This window comes from Sphingobium sp. SYK-6 (assembly GCF_000283515.1).
GTDB classification, from domain to species: Bacteria; Pseudomonadota; Alphaproteobacteria; order Sphingomonadales; family Sphingomonadaceae; genus Sphingobium; species Sphingobium lignivorans.
This window is the reverse complement of the sequence record NC_015976.1, coordinates 3,149,389-3,165,687: the sequence shown is the minus strand read 5'-3', so window position 1 is coordinate 3,165,687 and position 16,299 is coordinate 3,149,389. Positions and strand designations below refer to the sequence as shown.

15 protein-coding genes are annotated in these 16,299 nt (G+C 64.6%); 10 read left to right on the top strand and 5 right to left on the bottom strand.

Annotation, left to right across the window (positions count from 1 at the left end):
- Positions 1-323: 323 nt before the first annotated feature.
- Positions 324-755 (bottom strand): DUF1810 domain-containing protein, encoded by a 432-nt coding sequence (locus SLG_RS14465; protein ID WP_014077236.1) that lies wholly within the window; start codon positions 753-755, stop codon positions 324-326.
- A gap of 908 nt (positions 756-1,663) precedes the next feature.
- Here SLG_RS14465 and SLG_RS14460 point away from each other — a divergent pair.
- From SLG_RS14460 to SLG_RS14425, 8 genes are all read left to right on the top strand, one after another.
- Positions 1,664-2,212 (top strand): cytochrome b, encoded by a 549-nt coding sequence (locus tag SLG_RS14460; RefSeq protein ID WP_041393436.1) that lies wholly within the window; start codon positions 1,664-1,666, stop codon positions 2,210-2,212.
- A 46-nt stretch (positions 2,213-2,258) separates the two neighbouring features.
- Positions 2,259-2,960, top strand: coding sequence for a VIT1/CCC1 transporter family protein (locus SLG_RS14455; protein ID WP_014077234.1), 702 nt, complete (start codon positions 2,259-2,261; stop codon positions 2,958-2,960).
- Between the two features lie 148 nt (positions 2,961-3,108).
- A complete protein-coding gene (locus SLG_RS14450; RefSeq protein ID WP_014077233.1) occupies positions 3,109-3,783 on the top strand; it encodes a response regulator in 675 nt (224 codons plus the stop codon).
- A complete protein-coding gene (locus tag SLG_RS14445; RefSeq protein WP_014077232.1) occupies positions 3,780-4,799 on the top strand; it encodes a sensor histidine kinase in 1,020 nt (339 codons plus the stop codon). Before SLG_RS14450 ends, SLG_RS14445 begins: the two co-directional genes overlap by 4 nt.
- Before the next feature lie 49 nt (positions 4,800-4,848).
- A complete protein-coding gene (locus SLG_RS14440) occupies positions 4,849-5,976 on the top strand; it encodes an efflux RND transporter periplasmic adaptor subunit (RefSeq protein ID WP_014077231.1) in 1,128 nt (375 codons plus the stop codon).
- 7 nt (positions 5,977-5,983) lie between these two features.
- Positions 5,984-9,055 (top strand): efflux RND transporter permease subunit, encoded by a 3,072-nt coding sequence (locus SLG_RS14435; protein ID WP_014077230.1) that lies wholly within the window; start codon positions 5,984-5,986, stop codon positions 9,053-9,055.
- Complete coding sequence (locus SLG_RS14430) at positions 9,048-9,347, top strand: DUF3240 family protein (RefSeq protein ID WP_014077229.1); 300 nt, start codon at positions 9,048-9,050, stop codon at positions 9,345-9,347. Before SLG_RS14435 ends, SLG_RS14430 begins: the two co-directional genes overlap by 8 nt.
- Entirely contained in the window at positions 9,344-10,588 is a 1,245-nt protein-coding gene (locus SLG_RS14425; RefSeq protein ID WP_014077228.1) for a TolC family protein, read from the top strand. Before SLG_RS14430 ends, SLG_RS14425 begins: the two co-directional genes overlap by 4 nt.
- Before the next feature lie 354 nt (positions 10,589-10,942).
- Here SLG_RS14425 and SLG_RS14420 read toward each other — a convergent pair whose 3' ends face one another.
- Together SLG_RS14420 and traA are read right to left on the bottom strand one after the other, a co-directional pair.
- On the bottom strand, positions 10,943-11,701 hold the full coding sequence (locus SLG_RS14420) for a DUF6118 family protein (RefSeq protein WP_014077227.1): 759 nt from the start codon (positions 11,699-11,701) through the stop codon (positions 10,943-10,945).
- A gap of 17 nt (positions 11,702-11,718) precedes the next feature.
- On the bottom strand, positions 11,719-14,745 hold the full coding sequence (traA, locus tag SLG_RS14415) for a Ti-type conjugative transfer relaxase TraA (RefSeq protein WP_014077226.1): 3,027 nt from the start codon (positions 14,743-14,745) through the stop codon (positions 11,719-11,721).
- Positions 14,746-14,919: 174 nt separating this feature from the next.
- Between traA and SLG_RS14410 the strand changes: the two genes are divergently transcribed.
- Positions 14,920-15,225, top strand: a complete 306-nt coding sequence (locus SLG_RS14410) for a conjugal transfer protein TraD (protein WP_014077225.1) — start codon at positions 14,920-14,922, stop codon at positions 15,223-15,225.
- 37 nt (positions 15,226-15,262) lie between these two features.
- The gene (locus SLG_RS14405) at positions 15,263-15,508 is read left to right on the top strand and encodes a conjugal transfer protein TraD (RefSeq protein ID WP_041392071.1); all 246 of its coding nucleotides are present in this window, start codon (positions 15,263-15,265) and stop codon (positions 15,506-15,508) included.
- Here SLG_RS14405 and SLG_RS14400 read toward each other — a convergent pair.
- Together SLG_RS14400 and SLG_RS14395 are read right to left on the bottom strand one after the other, a co-directional pair.
- Positions 15,499-15,819 (bottom strand): XRE family transcriptional regulator, encoded by a 321-nt coding sequence (locus SLG_RS14400; protein WP_014077223.1) that lies wholly within the window; start codon positions 15,817-15,819, stop codon positions 15,499-15,501. The two genes, SLG_RS14405 and SLG_RS14400, sit on opposite strands and share 10 nt — an antisense overlap.
- Before the next feature lie 2 nt (positions 15,820-15,821).
- Positions 15,822-16,184, bottom strand: a complete 363-nt coding sequence (locus tag SLG_RS14395; RefSeq protein WP_014077222.1) for a type II toxin-antitoxin system RelE/ParE family toxin — start codon at positions 16,182-16,184, stop codon at positions 15,822-15,824.
- Positions 16,185-16,299 lie beyond the last annotated feature (115 nt).

The window sequence follows — 16,299 nt, the reverse complement described above, 5'->3', positions numbered from 1 at the left end:
CGGCTGTGCGGACGCGCGCCAGATCAGGATACACAGACACACGACCACGTTTTGGTTTGAGGGCTTGAATGCCTTGGATACCTTAGGGATGCGACCAGAGGGGTCAACCTCAGGTCCTTGAAGATGAAGCATATTCATCTCGGCTCGTCCCGTGGGAGGCTCGGGTGATCGCATGGATGGAGATCGGTCGGGCCCGCTCGCAGGGGGCCGCGGCGGGGCGTGTGCGGCGATTTTCGTGAGGGAAGGCGCGACTGTGCTCGTCGCGATTGCGCAATGTGCGAGGCCGCGTTTACCGCCGCCGGCGCGATGAAAAGCGCGTCCGCTCAGCCGTTGGAAATACCGAGCAGCCTTAAGGTCAGTGGATCGCGCACGCCGCCGAACCAGCGGTCGAGGACAGCAGCGATCGAGGGATCGGGCCGGACCGCCTCGAACAGGGTCAGCGAGGAGCGTAGTTTCATCGCGTCGATCTCGCCAAACACGGCGACCGGGTCGCCCGTTCGCAAATCCTCCAAGGCGCGAACACATTCATGGTAGCGGGGTCCGAGCACGGGATGATTCAGGAATGCGCGAGCTTCATCGCGCGAACGGATCGCGAAATGCCGCGCGGCCGGGCTGTGGCCCAGACCCGCGATCTGCGGAAAGACGAACCACATCCAGTGCGAACGCTTGGCGCCGCTGCGGATCTCGGCCAGCGCATGCGGATAAACGGACGCCTGTGCTTCCAGGAAACGATCGAGTGCAGGATCGTCGGTCAAATCAGCGCCTCCTGTGACGGGTGTGGCAGCATAACGTCGGGGCTGCCCGAGGGTGACGGAGGAAGCCGTTTTCGCGCGACCATTTCGGTATGGAAGTCGGTATCGGGGGGCGGAGGGCTCACAGCGCCTTGCAGGTCACGACATGTCGCCCAGTCGCAAAGAAGCTTGACGATGGAGTGGGTCTGGCCAGATCGTTGGGGCTGGCGCGCCTTCGCCATTCCCGGCGTTATGGTGACCCCTACGGGCACCAAGTTACCGTGGCAAGGTATTGAACTTACGCCTATATTCGGTTAACGCAGATTGCCTATACCATCACAAATGCCAACTGTCCACTGGTCTCGTATCGGCCGAAATGACATTGCGCGACCGATGGGCCGACTTCTCTTTTACAACCGTCCACTTGCAATATTGGCGGCCTTGGGTTCGCAACAGCGCCTTTGTTGTAACTCGCTAGAGATAGCGATCCGAACTGCCGCAACCTGGAGAGTATGCAAACCCGGGAGGGACCATCGACCTCGATCAGGCGTGCTGGCTGCCATCATGTTGGGACTTGCCGAGCGAGTTCCTCGCCTCTGACACCTACCTGCTCCACACTCCTGGCAGGCCACCTGTATCATGGCAGCTTTCAGACGCGATCTAACGTCTTTCGGAAATGTGGAGTCCTGTTTCATCGTCAGGATGCGGTCAGGTTCGCCATGTAACCGGCAAGGCTGATAGTAGCGATACGGTCGATCAGGCCAATGATCGGCGAGCCTGATGGCCTCAGGCCGAAACTCGCAGGTGAATCATCACTGGATCAGGAAGAGGCGCTGGAATATTAATTTAGAGTCAATCACTTGCCGGATGGGACGTGTGTTCCCTCAAACCTTGGACTGGACCGAGGCGATGTCAGAGGTGGAGCAGTAATGATGAGCGGACGCCTGAAACTCGAACGGTATGGCGGCCTGAGCATCGCGCTGCATTGGCTGATGTTGCTGTTGATTGCGGCTGTTTACGCCTGCATCGAGCTACGCGGATACTATCCCAAGGGGAGCGACATCCGGGAAGGAATGAAGGCGTGGCATTTCATGCTGGGCCTGGCAGTCCTGGCCTTGGTCGTTATCCGTGTGATCGCGCGCGTTGCGGGGACGACGCCTCGGATCACGCCCGAACCAAAGGCATGGCAGAACTTCCTGGCGCGCTCCGTGCATCTGGCATTGTATCTGTTCATGATTTGCATGCCCATAGCCGGCTGGCTGGTTCTGAGTGCTTCGGGAAAGCCAATCCCATTCTTCGGCCTCGCCCTTCCTCCGCTTATGGGAGAGGACAGAGATGTCGCTGGCCAGATCAAGGAATTGCACGAAGCGGTAGGAAGCTTTGGCTATTATCTCATCGGCATCCATGCCTTCGCCGCACTCGTCCATCACTATGTCATGAAGGACAATACGTTGCGCAGGATGCTGCCATGGCGCGCCTAGAACGGTCGGTTTGCGCAACCAGGCCAAGTCGCGTCGGGACGAAGCCGTGAGCAGACTACGAACCCATCCCGAGCGCCACGCCGTGGGGCGCATAGGCTGGTTGCGGGCTGCCGTGTTGGGCGCCAATGATGGGATCGTATCGACGGGCAGTCTGATTGCCGGCGTCGCTGCCTCCGGCGCGGGCAAGGCTGACATCCTGATCGCAGGCGTCGCGGCGCTGGTTGCCGGCGCGATGTCCATGGCGGCGGGTGAATATGTCTCCGTCAGCTCGCAGTCGGATACGGAAGAAGCCGACCTTGCGAAGGAGAAGCGCGAACTCTCGGATCAGCCTGCTTCCGAACGTCAGGAATTGGCGAATATCTATGCCGCACGAGGACTCGATGTCGATCTCGCCTTGCAGGTTGCGGATCAACTCATGGCCAAGGACGCATTGGGAGCACATGCTCGCGACGAACTTGGCATTTCGGAAGTCTCGACCGCGCGCCCCCTACAGGCGGCGCTCACCTCGGCGGTGACTTTCAGCGCGGGGGCTGCGGCGCCCTTGGCCGTCATCGCGATAGCCCCGCAACAGTTACTGATCCCGCTGGTGATTGCCACATCGCTGGTTTGTCTGGCTGTGCTTGGCGTGCTCGGTGCTCGGGCGGGTGGAGCTGCGCCTGTCCGCTCTGTTATCCGGGTCACTTTCTGGGGCGCGCTGGCAATGGCTCTGACGGCTGGTATCGGACATCTGTTCGGGACATCTCTTTGAATTTGGCATCGCATTGAGAATGTCTCGCGAATGCCGATCGTCTTCCCGCGAGGTTCAGCCGGCATCCATGCAATTTCCATCATGGTGATCGAAGAACGCAGGTCGAAACACTACAGAGTCTGAACTGTAGATTGGAAAGTTCTCCCTCATGCGGGTGCTTATCGTCGAGGATAATGACCGACTGGCTAAGCTGATGGCCGAGGGGCTTCAGCGCCGTGGCTTCTCCTGCGACATCGCCGGCAATCTCGCCGATGCGGACAGCGCCATGGATGGAGCGGCCTACGACGCGATCATCCTCGACCTCGGCCTGCCGGACGGTGATGGCGTCGACTGGCTTGGCGCAAGACGCCGCACACAGCATGTCGCACCGGCGCTCATCGTGACGGCGCGCGGCGCGTTGGAGGACAGGGTCGCGGGACTCGATGGCGGCGCGGACGATTATGTCGTGAAGCCGATCGAGATCGAGGAACTCGCGGCTCGGGTCCGGGCGCTGCTGCGCCGTCCCGGTCCACGAGCGCAGACTGTGATCGAAATAGGAGCGCTAAGTTTCGACACGGCGGCCAGAGCGGCGCGCTACGAAGGTAATGAGATCGACTTGTCCCGCCGTGAAGCCGATCTTCTGGAACTGCTGATGCGGCGCGCGGGCACGGTTGTCCGGCGCGGCGCCATCGAGGACGCGCTCTACAGCTTCAACGAGCCGGTCACGCCCAATGCGGTGGAAGCCGCAATGTCGCGATTGCGGCGGAAACTCGACGAAGCTGGTGCGGGCGGAAAGCTGAATACGATCCGGGGCATAGGCTATATGCTGCGAGAGACGGCATGACACATCGACGATCCGTTTCCCGGCGTCTGGCAAGAGGGCTCGGTCTGGTCGGATTGATCGGCTCGATCCTTTTGCTTGCGGCCGTTGTCTTCTTCTACCGCCTGTCGTTTGTCGATCTCAATGCGAAGCAGGCTACGGATCGCGCGATCCGTGAAATGCTCGAACATGTCGGTTTGCCGGTCCTTGTCCTGATGGTGCCCATGGCGTTTGTCGGTCTCAGGGTCATCCGGCAGGCCTTCATGCCGCTGGAAGAGGCCGCCATGGAGATCGAGGCGGCGCGCGGGCATGAGCGCGGATACCGGATCGACACGTCGCGGATGCCCGCCGAAGCCCTGCCGTTCACGGATGCCGTCAACGATCTGCTCGCGCGGCTGGATGACGCTGCCACACGGCAGGAAGCGTTCGCCGCCGATGTCGCACACGAACTGCGCACCCCGCTCGCGGTGCTGTCGCTCGAACTCGACCGGCTCGACCATGCCGAGGCAAGTCGCCTGAAAGCCGATGTCGCGGCAATGCGACGGCTGATCGATCAATTGATGCTGCTCGCCCAGATCGACGCGGCGACGGCGGCGCAACTGGCACCCGAGGCCGTGCCGTTGACCGATGTAGCGACCGATGTCGTCAGCTTATTGGCGCCGGGCGTGATCGCGGCCGGCAAGACGATCGCCCTGGAAGCCGGCGCGGAATCGCCGATCGTGCACGGCCGGCGCGAGGCGATAGCGGCGGCGCTCCGCAATCTGGTGGAGAATGCGGTGCGCGCGACGCCTGCCGGTGGCGCCGTGCAGGTGTTCGTCGGCCCTGGGTGCGCCATCCGGGTCAAGGATCAGGGGCCGGGCCTGTCTTCCGATCGGCTGCATGATCTGATCCGGCGCCACAGCCGCGCCGACCATGCCAGCAAGGACGGCGCGGGCCTCGGCCTCGCGATCGTCGAGCGGATAATGGCCGCGCATGGCGGCGCGCTGACCACCGATCCGGGCGCACGCGAACTGACATTGCGGTTCCCGGAGAATAGCTGAATCTCCTCGCCGTCAGGGAGCCGTCAGTTTGCCCCTCTAGGCGAAGGGCATGAACAGCCGAGCCTATATTTCCATTGGCGCCATAGCAGCGGTCGGCATCGTATCCGGCCTGTGGTGGATCGCTGCTGACTCGAACGCGCCGGCACCCCCTGCGGCGCGGCCGGGGACGGTTCAAGAAAATGCAGGAACCGTCCCCGGTGATCTCAGGGTGGACGGCAAACAGGCGGCACAGCTTGGTATCCGGCTGGCTCCTGCGGTCGCTGTTGAAGACACCCCGCTGGTAACCGTGCCGGCGGTGATCCAACCTCCGGCGAATGCGCGCGTGGCGGTGGCGGCGACCTTCCCCGGCGTGGTGATGCGCACGCTGGTTGTCGAGGGCGACACGGTGCGGCAGGGACAGGCGCTGGCGGTCATTTCCAGCCGAGAGGTGCTCATGATGGGGGCTGACCTAACGCGCGCGAATGCACGCCTCGGAGTCGCCCGGTCGAACGCCGCCCGCCTGTCACAACTCAGCCGCGAAGGCATCATAGCGGGCGCTCGCGCCGACGAGGCCAGTGCGATGGCTGTGGAAACCGGCGCCGACGTTTCGGAGAAAACGCGTATCCTGCGGATGGTCAACGGTCATGGCGCAAGTGGCACCTACACGCTGACGGCGCCGATCGCAGGCCGCGTCACGACCGCCAGCATCCAGGCAGGAGGCTCGGTGGATGGCACGACCGCGCCTTATGTGATCGACGCGGCGAACCGTTACGAAGTGCTCGGCCAGTTGCCCGAACGGCTGGTGGGGCTGATCCGTCCCGGCATGACCGTGCGGATCGACCCGGACATAAAGGGGCGTGTGACAGCGGTCGGATCGACGATCGATCCGGCAACCCGATCAGCCAGCGTGAAGGCCGAGATCGCCGCCGGTCCAGGCATCGTCGCCGGACGGGCGACGAACCTGTCGATTGCCGGCCCGGCGCCTGCGGGCGCGGTTGGCGTGCCGGCTGCCGCGCTCGCCACGGTGGACAACAGGACTGTCGTCTTCGTCGCCACCACAGGCGGCTTTGCCATGCGCGACGTGAAGATCGGCGGGACGGGCGGCGGTCAAGCCGTATTGCTATCCGGCGTGAAGCCCGGCGAACAGGTCGTTATCGCTGGCACGAGCGCGCTCAAAGCGCTCGCCCTGTCGCGGTAATCGGCCCATGCTGCGCTCGCTGGTCGCGACGGCCCTGTCCTATCGCCTGCTCGTTCTTGCTCTCGCTCTGACAGTTGCGGGTCTGGGTGCATGGGCATTCGTGAACCTGCCGGTCGACGCCTATCCCAACATCGCCCAGACCCAGGTCAAGATGATCCTCAAGGCGCCCGGCATGACTCCCGAGGAGGTGGAGAGCCGGGTCATCACGCCGATCGAGATGGAGATGCTCGGCATTCCCAACCAGGCGATCCTGCGCTCGACCGCCAAATATGCCATTGCCGACATCACCATCGACTTTACCGATGGGACCGACATCTATTGGGCACGCCAACAGGTCGCCGAGCGTCTGTCCGGCGTGCTGGCCGATCTGCCGGCTTCGGTCAGCGGCGGTCTCGCCCCGATTTCGACGCCGTTGTCCGACGTCTATATGTTCACGATCGAAGGGCCGCTCAATCTCCAGCAGAAGCGCGAATTGCTCGACTGGACGATCCGGCCCGCGCTCAGGACCGTGCCCGGCGTGGCTGACGTCAATGCGCTCGGCGGCTATGTGCGGACGTTCGAAGTCAGGCCCGATCCGGTCGCGTTGGCCAGCGCGAAGCTCTCGGTCGCAGACCTGCGCGGCGCGATCGAGAGCGGCAACCGCAATGACGGCGCGGGACGGCTCACCAACGGCGAGGAATCGCTGATCGTTCGTGCGGTCGGCGCGATCCGCACGGTCGAGGATCTCCAGTCGCTGGTCATCGCCAGCCGCGACGGTCGCATCATCCGTCTGGGCGATGTCGCAGCGGTCGGGACCGGCAGTCTCACCCGCTACGGCGCGGTGAGCAAGAATGGCGAGGCCGAGGCGGTCGAGGGGCTGGTGATCGCCCTGCGCGGCGCCGATGCCCGCCAAGTCGTCGACGGCGTGCGCGCTCGGCTGGCGGAGCTTGAGAAAACCCTGCCGGCCGGCACCCACATTGATGTCTTCTACGACCGCTCCGACCTCATCGGCCGCGCCGTCGGCACGGTCGAGGAAGCCCTGCTCGAAGCCACGATCCTCGTGGTCATCCTGCTCATCCTGTTCCTGGGCGACTGGCGTGCCGCCGCGATCGTGGCTGCAACCCTGCCGATGGCGGCGCTCATCACCTTCCTGTTCATGCGCGGCATGGGCCTGTCCGCCAATCTGATGAGCCTGGGCGGACTCGCCATCGCAATCGGGATGCTGGTCGACGGCGCGGTGGTGGTGGTCGAGAACATCGTCGAGCGGCTTGGGCGCACGCATGAGGAAGGTCATCCGCGCCTCAATCAGATTTTCCAGGCGTCAAGCGAGGTCATCGTGCCGGTCTCGGCCGGCATCCTCATCATCGCGCTCGTCTTCCTGCCGCTGCTCGCGCTCCAGGGACTTGAAGGCAAGCTGTTCGCGCCGGTGGCGCTCACCATCGTCTTCGCGCTCGCCGGATCGCTGCTGCTGGCGCTCACGCTGGTTCCGGTGCTCTCGTCGTTCGGGCTCAAGAGCGGCCATCATGGCGAGCCATGGATCATGCGCCAGCTCTCGCCGCGCTATCAAGAACTGCTGGAAACCGCGTTCGCCCACAAGCGGGTGGTCTATGGCCTGGCGGCGGCGGGCTTGGTGATCGCCGGCATGGCCTATGGCGCGGTCGGCAAGACCTTCATGCCGACGATGGATGAGGGTTCGGTGATCGTCCAGCTCACCAAACTGCCCTCGATCAGCCTCGACCAGTCGGTGAAGGGCGACCTGGCGGTGCAGCGCGCTCTGCGTGGCGTGCCGGAAGTGCAGGACGTGATCGCCCGCGTCGGCTCCGACGAGATCGGCCTCGATCCGATGGGGCCGAACGAGACCGACAGTTTCGTGCGCCTGAAGCCGCAGTCCGAATGGCGCGGCGACAAGGACTTCGTGGTCGGCGAAATGCGCAAGGCGATCGAGGGGCTGCCCGGCATCCAGCCGAGCTTCACCCAGCCGATCGAGATGCGCGTATCCGAAATGCTGACCGGCGCGCGTGGCGACCTTGCCGTCAAGATATTCGGCCCGGACCTAGCGACGCTGGGTGATCTCGCCGGTCAGGTCCAGCAAGCGCTCTCGGGTGTCCGGGGCGCCTCGGAGGTGCTGACCGTCGCCAATGACAGTGTCGACTATCTCCAACTCGACATCGATCGTGCGGCCGCCGGACGCTTCGGGATGCCGATCGACCAGATGCAGGATGCGCTGCGCGCGCAGGTCGAGGGGGTTCGGGCCGGCATCGTCGCCGAGGGACAGAAGCGCGTGCCAATCGTCATCCGGGGCGACGAGAGCCTGCGCTCCGATCCCGCCCGTTTCGCCGATCTGCAATTGCGCACGCCGGACGGAGGGTTGGCGCGCGTCAGCGACATGGCCCGCGTCGAGAGGACTGAGGGTCCGGTCAAGCTCGATCATGAGAACGGCTCACGCTTCGCGCTGGTGCAGGCCTTCGTTTCGGGCCGCGACCTGGTGGGCTATGTCGATGAGGCCAAGGCGGCGGTCGCCGCAAAGGTGAAGCTGCCGGCCGGATACCGCATCGTCTGGGGCGGCCAGTTCGAGAACCAGCAGCGCGCTTCGGCCCGGCTAATGCTCGTCATCCCGGTAGCGCTGCTGCTGATCTTCTTCGTGCTGCTGGCGACGCTCCGGTCGCTGCGCGCCGCGATCCTCATCTTGCTCAACATCCCGTTCGCGATGGTGGGCGGCGTCGTCTCGCTCTGGGCGTCGGGCGAATATCTTTCGGTGCCGGCGTCGGTCGGGTTCATCGCCCTGCTCGGCATCGCGGTGCTGAACGGCCTCGTATTGGTGGCCTATTTCCGCCAGCTTCTGGCCGAGGGCTACGGCATGGCCGAAGCTGTCCGGCAAGGCGCGGAACGCAGGCTGCGCCCGGTGCTGATGACCGCCAGCATCACTGCCTTCGGCCTGGTGCCACTCCTGTTCGCCAGCGGGCCGGGATCGGAAATTCAGCGTCCGCTCGCCATCGTCGTCATCGGCGGCCTCATCACCTCCACCCTGCTGACGCTGGTGCTGCTGCCGATCCTGTTCGAGCGCTTTGGCGAGAGCGCCGGGGAAACCGAAAATGCCTGACCAGCTTCTGACCTTCCATTGCGCGATCCGGGATACGGAGACGATCGTGGAAGCGATCCGCACCGTCGCGCACGCGCCGATCCACGTCCGGGAAGAGGCGGTGCGTGGCCGGGATTTCAGCGACGCGCGAACCGCCGAGCAGGTGACGGGCAACCTTCGGCGAAGTGCGGTCGAACTGATCGTCGCGGACACTGCCCGGGAGGATGTGATCCGGGCGGTGACGGACTCACGGCACGAACGGCCAGTGCGCTGGCACGCCCTGTCGGTCGTCAGCCATGGGAGGATCGCATGAAGCCCTCCATTCTGGCTCTGGCCATGCTGCTGATGCTTGCGCCGACCGCACTCCATGCCCAGCGCGTCGACCTGCCGCCGGTCGAGAAAGTCAACGAGGCGCTCGACAATCATCCGACCGTCATGGCCGCCGCCGCGCGGGTCGAAGCCGCCCGCGCGCGTGGGGATATGCTGCGCAAGGGCACCCATGAAGCGACGATTGCTGGCAGTTATATTCGCCGCAGTGTGGATCGCGAAGGCGGCTATGATGAGTTCGACGCGACCCTTTCCCGTCCGTTCCGTCTTCCCGGCAAGGCTGCGCTTGACCGAGAATCTGGCGAGTTGGGCGTCGAGGTTGCGGAAAACCAGATGGAGGATGCCCGCCACCAGGCCGCGTTGGTCCTGACCGGCCTCTGGCATGACTGGCTGACCGCCGGCAGCCACTATCGTAACGACCTCGACACGGTGCGCTCGCTGGAAGCGGCTCTGACCGCCTTGCGTCGCCGCGTCCAGCTACGCGATGCCTCGGCGCTCGATCTCGATCAGGCGTCCGCTGCGCTGGCGCAGGCGCAAGCCCAGGCCGCTGCATCGCTCTCTGCACGCGAGCAGGCGCGCGTGATCCTGGTTGCGACGTTTCCAGAGATACCGCTTCCCCCCGAGCCGGCCGAACTCGCCTTGCCCGAACTACCGACACAGAATCTCGAAACCATGCGGGCGCTGGTCATCGAACGCAGTCACGAGATTCGCGCTGCCGATCGTGAGGCACAGCGACTAGCAGTCGTTGCGCGGCGGGTTCGAGCAGACCGGATCGCCGATCCGTCCTTTGGAGTCCGCCTGTTTAGCGAGCGTAGCGGTATGGAGCGAGGGGCAGGCGTAGTGGCATCCATCCCGTTAGGAGGCGGCTATCGCCGGGCAGCCGCCGATCAAGCTTCGGCCGAGGCGAACGCCGCCCGTCTTGAACTCGCTAATATCCAACGATCGGTCGCGGCTATTGCCGACGCGGACCTGTCCAATGCACGTACCCGGCTGGAGGCGTGGCGAAGCGCGCAGGCATCGGCACAGAGCGCATCCGACGCCGCCGGAAGGACAGAGCGCGGCTATCAGCTAGGCCAAATCGATCTGGTCGACCTGCTCTATGCCCGTCGCCAGGCGAATGACGCCCGCCGATCCGAGATCGATGCACGATCGGAAGCATCGCGGGCGCTGCTGAAATTGCAGATCGATTCTCACAGCATCTGGGTTCCCGAGGGCGACCATGATTGAGGCGTGCGTGGGCGTATCTGCGTGTCTCATCGCCGCTGAACGAGGCTATGATCGCGCACCTGGAAAAGCGGCTACTCAATCCCGCATGGCTCGAAGTGCTGATGGACCAGCTTATCGCCCGGCGTGACGAATGGGGGGATCGAGCGCCGCCAGCACGTCGCCGAAATGGAACGCCGGGCGACGGAGGCTGATACCAAACCCTCCCGGCTCTATGAGGTGATTGAGAATAGACCCTAGCTGTTTGGTCCCGGGCGCCACAGGATTCCAAAAAGAGCGAAGCCGACCGGCCGCTACGGCGCTACATATGAGAGCGCGCGGCCGGTCGGCTTCGTGGCCTCTCCACACGCGATCCGCTCAAGGGGATCGACGCCCTCCAGTCCTGATCGTGCATCGCACCGACTCCTTGGCTTTCTCCGCCGCCCTCTCGCACGCGGCGATGGTGTCGCGGTTCGCCTGCCGCATGTCGGCGGCGTCCACGATGGCCTGCCAGCCTTCCGGGTTCCCGACGCGCATCAGGCGTATGCCCGCATCCCATAGCGTCGGCTCGCCCATCGTGCGGCGCGCGACCCGTTCGGGCCAGTGCCAGCTATTGGGCGCAAGGCTGGCCGCCCATCCCGGATAGAATAGCCATAGGAGCGATATGGCGAGGATCGCGATGCCAACAGCATTGAGCATGTGCCACCGCTGATCCTCCTTCGCGCGGAGCGTGCCGACCGCCTTGCTTATCGCGGCGTTGCTCTGCCGGTTAAGCTCCCGCATTTCCTTGATGGCGATCCTGTCGGCCTGGCGCGCCGCTTCCGCTGCCGCGTCGATCCGCTCGGCCATGTTCTCCGGGGTCATCCGTAATGCTTCGGACTGCGAAAGCGCCTTTATGTGCTTGGCGAACTCGGCCATGTTGGCGTTGATCTTGCCAAGCGTCGGGTTGTAGTCGGGAACCTCGATACTCTGCTTCTCGATGGCGATATGCTCAAGGGCGCGGGCGATCACCGCCAAGCGCCCATCAAACCGCGCGTCCATCGCCTCCACGCGCGCCGCCAGGCGCGCGAACGCTTCCGCCGCCGTGGCGGTGGGCGGCTGGGGTTCCGGCCCGTTCAATAGGGAATGGTCGTCCATGATCTATTCTCCTTGGTCTAGCGTTCCATGCCGCGGCTGATGTCGCGGCCATGATCGAAGGGGATGGAAGCGGCGAGGGCGCGGCCGATGCTGCGGCCCATGTCCGCGCCGATCTCAAGGCCAAGCTCGCGGCTGCGTAGCCCCAGCACGGATTCAAGCTGGGCGTCGCGTTCAAGGCTTTTCGCCATGTCGGCCATGTGCTGCGCGGTGGTCTTGGCACCCCGGAAATTACCGTCGCGCACCAGCTCGGCGTGCTGCTCGCGCAACTGCTGCCAGCCCTCTACGAAGCGGTCGGCGCGCTGTAACGGGTCGATGCGGATTTCCGCCTCCGCCTGCATCGCGCGCACCGCTTCATGGCCGCGCCCTTCGGCCGCCTCGCGGATCAATTCCGGGCCGCCTCGGAACGCGCTGTTAAGGTCCGTGGTGCCTTCGGGCCGGATGGCATCCAATGCTTGCCCCGCCCGGTCCAGCGCCTCGCGCTGGTGAGGCATGGCGTCGATACCCTGCGCGCGGGTCTGCCGGATCGCGTCCAGTGCCTTGGCGTAACGCTCGACCGCGCCGCGCAAGCCGCTCGCCCGTAGCGGCTGCGGGTCATGCTCGCGCTGCTGCTGGCGGGCAGCATCGTGGCCGGATGGGGAAACGAAACGGCCAAGGTCAAGGCCATCGAACATGCCGCGCCGGGGTTCGGGCGCGATCGATGGCTCGCGCTGCTGACCGGGCAGCGAGAGGCGCAAGCCGTCGAAGATTCCGCGCGCCTTCTCCGCCCCGGCGCGGGCAATCTCCATGACTCGCTCGCCAAAGCTGATGCCGCGCCGCTCCGCAAACTGCTGCGCCGCGTCGCGGGCAGACTCGGCGCGCGCATAATCGCTCGCCATGTCCTTGGTGCGCTCGCGGGACAGGGTGCGGACAAGGCGGGCGTCGTCTTTGAAGTCGTCGCGCCCATAGTGAAGCGCCATGCCCTCCTTGTGGCGCGTCATGCCGACATAGGAGCCGTGCCGATCCATTCCCGGCGTGGCGAGCATGTGGGAGCGGTCCACGCTCATGCCCTGCGCCTTGTGGATCGTGGCCGCGTAGCCGTGATCGACATGGGCATAGTCCTTCATGTCGAACGCAACGGAACGCCCGTCATCGGTGCGGACGGTCATACCCTGCTGGTTGACCTGTTCGACGGTGCCGAGCGTGCCGTTCTTCACCTCAAGGCCGCGCTCGTTGCGAAGGAACATGATGCGGTCGCCCGATGCGAAGGCCCGCGCCCCGCGCTCGGTCTTCACGCGAACATCGTCGCCAAGCTCTCCCGCCGCCCGCATCCGGTCGCGCGCCGCCTCGTTCAGTTCGCGCACCTCGTCGTTGGTATGGGTGAGGATGATGCGGGATTGATCGGGCGCGGCGATGCGTTCGCGGTCCCAGCGCTCGACAAGCTCGCTGCGCGCCTGCTCGCGTGTCTCGGCTGCGTGGACCATGCCATGATCGGCATAGGCTCGGATCGCCTCTCCGGTGCGCCCTGTGGCAAGTTGGCGGGTGGCGTCCTGCTGCCACTCGATATGCTGGCGGCGAACCTCCGTAATCTCGACGCCGCCGTGGCGTTCGTTGATCGCGCGGAACGCCGCGCCCGCCTCGATGGCCTGCAACTGCTGCGGGTCGCCTACCAGCACCACTTTTGCGCCGGCGTCTGCGGCATGGGACAGAACGCGCTCCATCTGGCGCGTGCCGACCATGCCCGCCTCGTCGATCACCAGCACGTCGCGGGACGTGAGAAGGTCGCGGCCCTGCGCCCAGCCATGTTCCATGCTGGCGATGGTGCGCGACGCAATGCCGGAGCCGTTCTCAAGTCCTTCGGCGGCGATGCCCGACAGCGCCGCGCCGCGCACCTCATATCCGCTGCGCTCCCATGCCTCGCGCGCAACGCCCAGCATCGTGCTCTTGCCGGTTCCGGCGTAACCGACAACGACGCTCAACCCGCGTTCGCCCGTCACATGATCGAACGCCGCGCGCTGCTCGCCCGTCAGTTCCAAACCGCGCCCCTCCGCGCTGGTCAAAGCTGCTTCGCGCGCCTTCTCGTCCACGCGGTGCCGTTCGCGTTCCGCCATCAATTCGCTGGCACGCTGCAACCGTTGCTCGGTTTCGATCATGTCGCGGCTGGTGAACCGATTATCGCCGCGCCCGTCCTTGCCGAGCGCGAGCAAATCGGGCGACGCGCGAACGGCGCTCATCGCCCGGTCATATTGCTCCTTGCCGTCGCTGTGCCGGTGGATGAACATCGCCATGTCGCGCGTCGTGAACGTCGCCTGATGATGCGTGATTGCGTCCAGAGCAACGCGCGGTTCGGCAATGATGCGTTCGCCGTTGCGCTGCGCGATGGCGCGGTGATCCTCGATCCGTTCGGATTCAAGCCCGCGCTCGCCCATCCGCGAAGCTGCGGGGCCGATCTTGTCCTGCGGCTCAAGGTCGATGCCCTGCGCCTCCAAGGATCGGTGATCTATGCGGGCGTCTATATCCAGTTCGGCAAGGCGGGCGTTGACGTGATCGGCCCACCGCTCGCGCCATTGCTCGACAAGCTCGGTGCGGTTCCAGTCGCGTTCCTTCTGGCCGAAACCATCGGGGCTAACCTCCCGCATGGTGAGCATGACGTGAGCATGGGGCTTCGCCAGCCCGTCTGCGCCAACGTCCCAATGCACATTCAAATCCGCGATCATGCCACGATCGACAAACTCCTGACCGACGAAGTCGCGGGCAAGCTCGATGCCCTGCGCCTGCGTCATCTCGCGCGGAATGGAAAACTCGACCTCGCGGGCAAGCTGCGCGTCCTTGCGCTTCTCGGTCGCCTCGACCTCGTTCCAGAGCTTTTTCCGATCCGCAAAGCGTTCGGGCGCACCTTCGGGCAGGAGGATTTCCGAATGGACGACACCCGACTTGTTGGTGAAGTCATGATCGCGATCCAGCCGCTCGTCGTGCAGCCGCGAGGCGGAACGATAGGCCGCCGCCGCGACGGCGCTGCGCCCTTGCGCGCGGCTGATGACCTGAACGGAGAAATGGTAGATCGCCATGATGGCGACACCATCTACACCTTCAAGCGCACGTCGGAACGACGTATAAGCGCGCCCTCCTCGAATAAAATCCGAGCAGGGACTAGGCGGTGTCATTACGTCCCGGCGACTCTACTGCGTCACCGCCTGCCTTCTTCTATCATGGATGCATCGTCACACAATGGAGACTTTGCGATGCGGAAACCGCGCGACTACGATTCGGAATTGAAAGCCCTTGCCGACAAGGCGAAGGCGATCAAGGAACGGCGGGTGCGGCAGCTTGGCGAGCTGGTGACGGCAACCGGGGCCGATGCGCTCGACGCCGATGTGCTGGCCGGTGCGCTGCTCGATGCGCTCGCGATGAAAGACGCAGCGACAAGGGAGGGCTGGCGCAAGGCGGGCGCGGCGTTCTTTCGCGGCAAGGAACGCAAGCCTGTGCCGCGATCTGAACGCCAGCCGGAAGGCGCTCTACCGCTCGAAGGCGGCGCGGCATCGCATTGAGGCGAGCAAGGCCCGAACGGACACAAGGGAATGGGTGATGAAACGGCGGGAGAGAACGCGCCATCTGATTGAGTTGGGCGGGCTGGTCATCAAGGCCGGGCTAGTCGATCTGACCGACGACGACCGCGCCACCCTATACGGTGCGTTTCTCACGGTCGCGGACAAGTTGCGCGGCGAGGAAGGCGCCAACGCGCTTGCCCTATGGCAGCGCAAGGGCAAGCGCGCATTTGAAGCGGAAGCGGAAACCAAGACCGGGACGGGAAGCGCGCCGGGTCAGGCGTGAAGATCGCCAACGCCTGTCAGATGCAGCACGCCCTTGCCCGGCAACTCGACGCGAAGTTCCAGCTTGCCGCCCGCTGCCTCCACGAACCGGCGCAGCGTCGAAAGGTAAAGGTCGGTCTGCCGCTCGATCTTGTGAACGGAAGGCTGCTTCACGCCCAAGGTTTCTGCAATCTGCTCTTGGCTGCGCTCGGCAAGCTGGCGCAACGCTTTCAGTCCCTCGACCTCCGCAACCAATTCCTGCGCGCGCGCCTCGATGCGGCGGCGGCGCTCTTCGGGCAGGGCGGCCATGATTTCACTGCGGGAACGTCCCATCGTCATTTCTCCTTCGCGGCCAGCGCCGCCAGATGCTCGTCAAACCGCTTGTCGGCCATGGCGATCAACGTCTTGTAAAACCGCTTCTGCGCCACACCTGCCTTGTCGCCCGCAACCAGCAGGATCGCTTGCCGCTCCGGGTCGAACGCGAAGGCCACCCGCCAAACGCCGCCATCGGCATTGAAGCGCAATTCCTTCATGTTCGCGTGCCGTGATCCGCCAAGCGTATCGGCATGGGGGCGACCGAGCCGGGGGCCATAAAGTTCCAATAGGCCGGTTGCCGCCAATAGCTCGTCCTGCACCGCATCGGGCAACGCGTCATATTCGGCATCAAAGGCATCATGGTTGCGAACCGTCCACGGCATAGGGCTATATATCCTCTGGGCTATAATTTGTCCATAGCCTTGAAGCTATGGTCGCAGGGGGGCGGCAATCTTCATCCGAATTGCCCACCTGCGGGCAGAAACGGACAAAATCAGC